The sequence below is a fragment of the Gammaproteobacteria bacterium genome (assembly GCA_029882975.1).
GTDB lineage: Bacteria > Pseudomonadota > Gammaproteobacteria > SZUA-152 > SZUA-152 > JAJDNG01.
Genome location: JAOUJW010000018.1, coordinates 91,489 through 98,548, shown reverse-complemented (window position 1 = coordinate 98,548; position 7,060 = coordinate 91,489). Strand labels below are relative to the sequence as shown.

The following is a 7,060-nucleotide window of genomic DNA, read 5'->3' as shown; positions in this document are numbered from 1 at the left end:
ATAACGGTGGGAGATGATGGTTTAATGTCAGACGGTTCATATTCAACATTGTTGTCAACTGATAGATTGGTCCCATTAACGATAGGTGCAGAGATTCAAGTCCCAACGAATAATCAACCGCCTCTAGTAAGCTGTAGCCCAAATGCTCAATATGGTATTAATGACTGGTCATCTATTCCTTGTTCAGTTACAGATGACATAACAACCAACCCTCTAGATTTCACTAATTTTTTGTTTGACTATTATGAAGGTGTCGGTGGTTTATCGCCGGTTATTGGTACCTCCAATCCTTTGGAATTAACTGCTTTAGTCACATGGAGAAGTATATCTAATCTCGACCAAAATGGTGACTATATTCCTACTCCTGTAGAGGCTTGTGTAACCGATGGAGGCGTGGATGCTTTGCATAATGGAGCTCTACAAGGATGTACTCAATTTGAAGTGGTTGTTGGTAGATATGGTCCGCCATTCGGTAATATGTTCACCAATAATAAAACCATTGGATTTAATGACAGATACGCTACTCATATCGGGGGTGCCAGTGCAACATCCTTTACTTTAGGTACTTATAACCTTCCTGAATTGGGAAGCGTAAATCTTGATATTACAACTAGTCAAGCAGGTTGGTTAAGTTATGTTGGCTTTGAATGCAATAAGAACTGGAATTGCAGTGTAGTTAATAACGGAACGGATGCTAACGCTGTAACTTCCTATTCTATTAGTGCAACACGATTAAACTCTAGCACTATGTCAAGCATTGGCGATATTGATGAACTTGTGCATTTAAAATTTATGACTGCAAGGGTCGGTATCATAACTTACAATGTTGAGAATGTTGTCATGCAAGATAATACCGGAGCGCAAATAACGACTCCTAGAGTGGATACAAGGTTTACGCTTGGGGTTAGTAATTAAGGTTGTTATCTGGCTCTGTCTTAAAATACCTCGGGAACATACTCCATGCATGGGACGCGCGGGTCATGCTGGCCGTAGCACCGGAATGGAATCTAGTGTAACACTCGGTAATTAGTAGGGGGGGCAGTCCCAATTATGATGACGCCCGGCTCCCACTTTCCCACCCATTTGGTCACAGGCTTTTTCAGACATTGATACAAAACCTTGTCCCTTGCAGGATCCGTGTCCTTTACTCACGAACTGCCCCCTTTTCTAAACAGCTAATCTGAACTAGCCTGTTCCGGTGTTCAATCAAACGCCGGGAGCAGCACATGCCTACGTTTTACAGACAAAACCTGATTTATTTATTCCACGAGGCAACGTGCCCACTTGTTCTACTCTGTCAACAAAATGGAATACAGAAGCATTGAGTATTATGAAGCAAGCGACTAGCCCCCTTCGCTTTTTAAGTAACCCGCTTACGAGAAGCTGAACAGGAATCCTCTAGTATTGTGAAACAAGTGTCTTGACCCCTATCATTTCGGGATCGTCATTGGCTTCATTACCACCAAAGGGATCGGTGTTGTCCCAGCGCCAGACATTAACGCCTGCAGCGTTTTCAATGTACCGGGGCGTATTCAAATGATCCGTGTACACAGTATAGACCAATCCGTTTTGGACGGTTGCGACAGGAATCACACCTAAATAGATGGTTTCCTCGGTGGGGGAGAGGGCCATGGGGATAGCAGGATCTGAAAGATCGGGCTTGTACTGGCCGATGAGCTGACCGGATTCATTGTAGGCAAAGTACAGGGTAATTCGGCGACCCTAGCCCCCTTGCATCACCCTTGTATACTTATTATTCCTGATTAGTAGCTGTTATTTTCAATAATGAGTCTTTACTTCGTTTCCGTATTGGTTCTAATGTCATGCTGTCTATAGCATTCTTGACTATTTTCATTTGTGTTTGATTTTGGCTTATATCGTAATAGCCGTAACTTTTCATGGTTTCGAATATAAATAATATTTCAAATTGATTCATTTCGTTCTTTTCTTCTTCTAGTTTACCGACCAGAAACCGCGTTGCTTGCTCTCCTTTCTGAGCAATTATTTTAGCCAAAAACAAGTATGGTGGATGTCTATTCATTCCTGCTAAATACAATTCAAATTGTCGCTCCAAGCTGTATTTTTTGAACTTTTTGGCACTCTCGTTTCGCGACAAACTAAAAAATTCAATATCCGTGTCTTTAGTATGTGCACTGTACAAGAACGGACTACATCCAGCTAAAACATTTACAATTAATACTATTTTGAGCAACTGCATAGGTTTTCGTTTCCAAACTGTTGTTGTATATGTTCACGTATATCATTTTGCTTCTTGGAAGCATCCTTTTCATAGGGTATATTTTTAATTGCATCATTAAAATCCATGGTTTCCCAAAGTTTCTTTAATTCAATAGCGTAGGTTCTCCGGTAGCGAGCTCTACTCAAGAATGTTTTACCGTACTGTACTGAATGTTCAATTTCATGACCTATTAACGCAATTCCTTCCGCAGTGCAAGGATCATACTTTTTGTTTTTAAAATAAATATCGTATCCATTCGTGAAAGCGTCAGCTTCAAAGCTATCAAGAATGTACCAAGGAAAACCTTGGTGGGTTTCAATATTTTCAAAATCAAAACCTGGGAAATGAAATTCCAAAATATCGATAACATGTTGCGGAAGTTTTTCAAGTCCCAACGGGTCGATATTGGCTATCGGATTCCCACCCACATACCCAAACGTATTCAACCCACCTTCCAACCCTATGGGATCAGAAGTTACATACCTTCCCGTCTGCGGATCATAATACCGAAAGTAGTTGTAATGCAGCTGCGTCTCAGCATCATAATACTGCCCCGCAAACCTTTGTAGGTATACAAACTTAATCCCATCCCCATCGGGATCGTCATTGGCTTCATTTCCACCAAAGGGATCGGTGTTGTCCCAGGTCCAAACGGTTCTCGCTGAGCTGTCCTGAATCAATCTCGGCGTATTCAAATGATCCGTGTACACAGTATAGACCAATCCGTTTTGGACGGTTGCGACGGGAATCACACCTAAATAGATGGTTTCCTCGGTGGGGGAGAGGGCCATGGGGATAGCAGGATCTGAAAGATCCGGCTTGTATTGGCCGATCAACTGACCGGATTCATTGTAGGCAAAGTACAAGGTGATTCTGCCGCCACCTGCTTTGGTCTTGGGACTGTTGGGATTACCACCAATCTGATTGGCAATACAGGCCGTATTTTGCCCAGGGATGGGCTTATGCCGCGAAGACATGGATGCCGAGAGCGGTCCTTGTCCTTTTGTGTTACCCAATCCTTTACCGTTACCATTATTACCACCGGTGGTGCCGTTGCAATCCACCGCAATACCGTTGGGGCCGTTGGTGGCGATGATGTCAGCCGAATCAATGATGCCATCGCCGTTCACATCCGCCGGGTTGCCCACGGCGTTTTTCTTCACCCTTTGGCCCAGAGCATTGTACAAGTACTTGGCCGTGTCGCCGTTGTCCACGGCGATTAAACGATTTTTGGCATCATAGGCAAAGGCGAATACACCATTATGAGTGGTATTGCCATTGGCATCGTATTGGTGGGGGAGGGTGTTAATCGCATTGAGCGGGTCCGTGCTGATGCGTTGGCTCAACAGATTGTTCTCCAGCGGATAGCGGTAATCGGTCTGTGACCCGTTTTGGGTGCTTAGGGTACGATTGGAGTTGGCGTCGTAGTCGTAGCTGCTGTTGAAGCTCACCGTACCCGCGTTGTTGGTTGTGCGCAGTCGGTCCAGGGCATCGTAAGTGTAAGCGGCCTGGGTGTTGGCCGAGTCCACCAGTTCTACATTGTGGTTGGCATCGTAGCTTAATGTATGCACCTGGGCCCCCAAAGAATAGGCGCTGAGACGGCCGCTGCTGTCAAACTGTCGCACATAGACCGTACCGTTTTGCGCTCCGCCGGCCCACTGCCAGGACTCAATCGCGCCGTTGCTGTGATAGACAATATTGTCGATAAACAGGCTGCCATTAATGCTGACCGAATGGATGCGGCCACCGGCATAGCCGTAATCCGCCACCGTGCCGGAGGGGTAGGTGACTTTGTTGACCTGGCCCAGGGCGTTGTACGCGTAGGACGTGGTGAGTTCACGGCGTTGTTCTATGCCATCAATGAGTTCCACCGTAATCTGGCGTTTGTGTGCGATCTCGCCAAAACCGTTGTAAGCGTATTCCACCGTGCTGTGTTCATTGCCGTTTAAGGCTCGGCTCACCTGGGCCAGACGTCCCACGCCATTGATGGCGGTATCATAGACAAACTGCTCAATGGCTCCGTCAGCGTAACTGGCTTGCATCGGGCGGTTGAGTGCGTCATACAGATAATCCACCCGTTGGCCTTTGGCGTCGATCTGGGCGATGATGTTACCGGCGGCATCGTGTTCGTAGCGGCTGGTGCCGGTGTCGGGGCTGACGCGACTCAAGCGATTACCCAAATCGTCCAGCACGTATTGGGTGGCGTTGTTTCTCGGATCGGTCACTTGTTGGAGTTGATCCTGGGCATCGTAAGCGTATTGGCTGGTAATATCGCCGGGTTGGGTCACCGTGGTCAAACGTCGCAGGGCGTCGTAGTCGTAACGGGTGACTTGTTGTTTGCCGTCACTGACTTGTTGCAAGGTGCCGTTGGGGGCAAAGTCATAGTCCTGGGTGGCGTTGGGCAGGATAAGCTGATCCAGGCGGTTGTAGGCATCGAAGGTACGGCTGAGGCTTTGTTGCAGTACTTGATTGGCGTCGTAGCGTTCTTCACCCAGGGTATTGCCTTCGGTATCCAGCGTGTAGTGGATGGTATGGCCCAGGGCATCGCTAATGTCCGTGAGACGTTCGGCGGCGTCGTAGCCAAAGGTCACGGTGGCGGCAGCGGCGCTGCCGTAGGCCACGGTTACGGTTTCCACCCGGCCATTGGCCAGATAGGTCCAGTGCGTGGTTCGGGATGCACCGTCATTGCCGGTTTGAGTCACCGTTTTCAGACGGTCATTGCCGGGGTAGTAGGCGTAGCTGAGCTGCAAGCCGTTAGGGCGGATTTCGCTGATCACTTTACCGGTGGCGCTGTATTGGATCTGATCGCGCAGGACAATGCCGTTGGCGGCGGTCACTTTTTTCAAGCGCACCCGGTTGAAGCCTTCGCCGGCATTATTGGGGTAGTAGGTCAGAACCGTACGGTCATCCAATATGGCGTTATCCAAGGGGCCGTCGATTTCGCTGAGCTGATGTAAAGGGCCCAGGTATTTAAACGATGTGGTTCGGGAAACAGCAATGCCTGTGGTATTGCCGGGGTCGTTCAAATCCGGGGCAAAGCCGTCCACCCGAATGGCGGTGGTATTGCCGTTGGCGTCGTAGCTAAAGGTGGTGACTTTGTGTTGTCCGGGCACGACCGAAGGCTCGGTCATGGTTTTGATTTTGTAGTGAAAGCGGTCGTCGTAGGTAAAGTCTTTACGACGCTCTTGCGGCGTTCCGGCGGCTTGAATTTCATAGCCGGGATTGTCGCGGCTGTCGAAATTGCCCCATTCGGTGCGAAGCCCTTGTACGGTTTTGGCTTTGAGGCGATGACCTGCGCTGTCCGCCTCATAGCTGGAATCCGCCTCGCCGCAATTACTGCAAGCCGGGCCGTCGATGCGGCTGATGAAGCGTTTGCCGTTGAGCATTTGAACCTGATAGGTGCTTTGAAAGCCGCGGCTGTTGGTGATGGTGCGGCTGCCGTCCGGGTTATAGGCGACATCGACACGGTCGACGTTGTCAATGTGAGTGGATAGGATGGCGCGGCCCAGGGCATCGTAATCATAGGTCGCCAAGCGGGTGCCCAATTCTTGAGTCATTCCGGTTAAGGCATGGGGAAACAAGCTGTGTTCGTAATGGAACCGCTTGCTGGGGTTGTCGAGGAGGTCGGCGACCGTCCCGTCCGGATAGGTAATGGCGCTGAGATTATTGGCGGCGTCATAGCTCAGCAGCCACTGGCGTTGCGCGTCGTCTTGAACCACGCTGATCCGACCCAGAATGTCGTAACTGAATTGCAGTGTTTTTCCGGTGTCCGAGGAGACTTGAGAAAGAGAGCCATTGCCATTGTAGGAGAAGGTGGTGCTGCGGCCGTTTTTATCCTGTATGGAGAGCAGTTGACCTTGTGCATTGTACACTTCTACGGAATCATCCGGGGTGGTTAATTGCCACTGGGTGGTTTGGCCGCCGCCGTCCACCACAGATTCCAGCTTGGCCTGATCGGCATGGCGGTTAACCCACTGACTGCCGTCTTTAACATATTCCAAGCGGCTGCCGTCGGGGCGGGTAATGTTGAGGGTTTTTGGCGCTTCGTTATTCACTTTTACAGCGTCGCCGGTATGGGCATTGTACATAAACAGGCTGTTGACTTTTTGTGCACCGGCGCCGGTGTTCTGGAGGATATCGCAACGCCCGTTATTGATGCTGGCGTAGGTGTCTTTCCAGGTGGCATCCAGTTGGGCTTTGATATCGTCCCAGCCCTGGGTGCAAGCATCAGCCAAAGAGGATTGCGGTGTGCCTTTGATGAGGTTGTCTTGAGAGTTCAAGCTCGGGGGTGTGCTCAACACGGCGGCTTGGGAATAGCTGTGGGTCCAGCCCACACCGAGGCCGGTGTTTTCTCTAATGGCGCTGTTGTAAGACAAGCTCAAGGGCAAGCTGCCGATGCCGGTGCCGGCAATTAAAGTCTCGCGGTAGTATTTATTGCCGTGGGTGGGGTCGATGGGGTGTTTAATTAAGGTTTTGAGGACGCTCGAAGATTTGTCTACGTTGCCGCTACCGGAGCAAGGCGAGCCGCACTCGCTTTGTTGCGGCGCCGGGTTCATGGCGGTTTGGTATTGGCCGGGACCGGTGATGGTGTCGGACATGCCGCAGTAATTGGTATTTTTACGCTTCCAGTTAACCGGGCCTGCCAGGCATTGGTATTTCTTAGCTCTTATAAATGTTGCACCCTGGACTGCATGGACCTGACATTGATAGAAAAACAAGTTAAACAATACATTCCCACCCGATTCCAAGCGTAGAATATTGTAATCCTCAGTATATCGATAACCCCCGCCAGCCCATCTCAAAAAGCCATAATTACTCGAT

The 7,060-nt window shown here is 49.4% G+C and carries 3 protein-coding genes and 1 pseudogene; 1 reads left to right on the top strand and 3 read right to left on the bottom strand.

Going from position 1 to position 7,060, the window contains the following annotated elements:
• Nucleotides 1-915, top strand: a 915-nt coding sequence (locus tag OEY58_14045) for a hypothetical protein (protein ID MDH5326573.1), incomplete at its 5' end; no start/stop codon positions are given.
• 483 nt (nt 916-1,398) lie between these two features.
• Here OEY58_14045 and OEY58_14040 read toward each other — a convergent pair.
• The 3 genes and pseudogenes from OEY58_14040 to OEY58_14030 form a co-directional block, all read right to left on the bottom strand.
• Nucleotides 1,399-1,632 (bottom strand): hypothetical protein, encoded by a 234-nt coding sequence (locus tag OEY58_14040; protein ID MDH5326572.1) that lies wholly within the window; start codon nt 1,630-1,632, stop codon nt 1,399-1,401.
• A gap of 121 nt (nt 1,633-1,753) precedes the next feature.
• Nucleotides 1,754-2,218: a hypothetical protein gene (locus OEY58_14035; GenBank protein ID MDH5326571.1), complete on the bottom strand. Its 465-nt coding sequence runs from the start codon at nt 2,216-2,218 to the stop codon at nt 1,754-1,756.
• Between the two features lie 185 nt (nt 2,219-2,403).
• Nucleotides 2,404-7,041: pseudogene (locus OEY58_14030) on the bottom strand (DUF4157 domain-containing protein).
• Between the last annotated feature and the right edge of the window lie 19 nt (nt 7,042-7,060).